Below are 1,262 nucleotides of genomic sequence, written 5' to 3'. Positions count from 1 at the left end.
TGAAGTGGCATAGTGAATTTGGCCACCTGATTAAGAGGTGATGTATGATCATCTCGATACTAAAACAGGTGACATTATGACTAAGCGTGAAAGACGCACTTTTAACCCAGAATTTAAACTTGAATGTGCTCAGCTAGTGCTTGACCAGGGACGTTCTTATAAAGAAACCTGCGAAGCGATGGGGATTGGAAAAACCACGTTAGAAAGCTGGGTAAGGCAACTCAAAGCTGAAAGAGCGGGTAAGGCACCAAATTCATCACCACTCACTCCAGAGCAAAGAGAAATTCGTGACCTTAAAAAGAAAATCAAACGCATTGAAGAAGAAAAGGAAATTCTAAAAAAGGCTACGGCTCTCTTGATGTCAGACTCCCTGAACGGTTCTCGATGATCGAGAAACTCAAGAAGAGTTATGCTGTGAAACGGCTTTGCGAAGTGTTCGGGGTTCATCGCAGTAGTTATCGTTATTGGGTAAATAGGGATAAATCTCTGTCGTCAGAGCATGTGCTTGTCCGTGCTGAAGTTCGCCGAGCTTATGAGTTGAGCAATGGTTCCGCTGGGGCGAGAACCATTGCTGATATAGTAACAGCGAGAGGCATTCCACTTAGTCGCTACCGAGCGAGTAAGTTCATGAAAGAACTAAACTTAGTCAGTTGCCAACGACCAAAGCATACGTACAAAAAAACACAGCAGGAACATGTTCATATACCTAACCGATTAAATCGTCAGTTCGCGGTGACTGAACCGAACCAAGTCTGGTGCGGCGATGTGACCTACATCTGGACGGGACAGAGATGGTCTTATCTAGCCGTTGTTATTGACTTGTTCGCACGAAAAGTCATCGGCTGGGCAATGTCTAACTCTCCAGATAGCGCATTGACTGGCAAGGCGTTGACCATGGCCAATGAGAGCCGTGGAAAGCCGTCAGGGGTAATGTTCCACTCAGATCAAGGTTGCCACTATACGAGTAAAAAATATCGTCAGTTGCTATGGAGATATCGAATCACTCAAAGTATGAGTCGTCGAGGGAACTGTTGGGATAATAGCCCTATGGAGCGAGTGTTCAGAAGTTTAAAAACGGAATGGGTACCAAAGAATGGCTATAGAAATTTTACAGAGGCACAGCAAGCAATAACGGATTACCTAGTTGGTTATTACAACCAGTATCGTCCACATCAATATAACGGTGGATTAACACCAAATGAGTCAGAACGACAGTTCTGGTTCCCTTATAAAACTGTGGCCAGTTTTACTTGACCACTTCA

General features: G+C 44.4%; 1 protein-coding gene. It reads left to right on the top strand.

Annotated elements, in window-relative coordinates; all coding sequences use genetic code 11:
* The first annotated feature begins 76 nt into the window (after positions 1-76).
* A protein-coding gene (locus H5300_RS26690) for an IS3 family transposase (RefSeq protein ID WP_182797356.1) occupies positions 77-1,254 on the top strand; the annotation gives its coding sequence in 2 pieces (ribosomal slippage) (positions 77-335 and positions 335-1,254; 1,179 coding nt in all).
* Positions 1,255-1,262 lie beyond the last annotated feature (8 nt).

Origin of the sequence: Vibrio sp. SG41-7, assembly GCF_014164465.1 — a bacterium.
GTDB classification, from domain to species: domain Bacteria; phylum Pseudomonadota; class Gammaproteobacteria; order Enterobacterales; family Vibrionaceae; genus Vibrio; species Vibrio splendidus.
The sequence above is the reverse complement of the archived record's forward strand: the minus strand, read 5'-3'. Positions and strand labels throughout refer to the sequence as shown.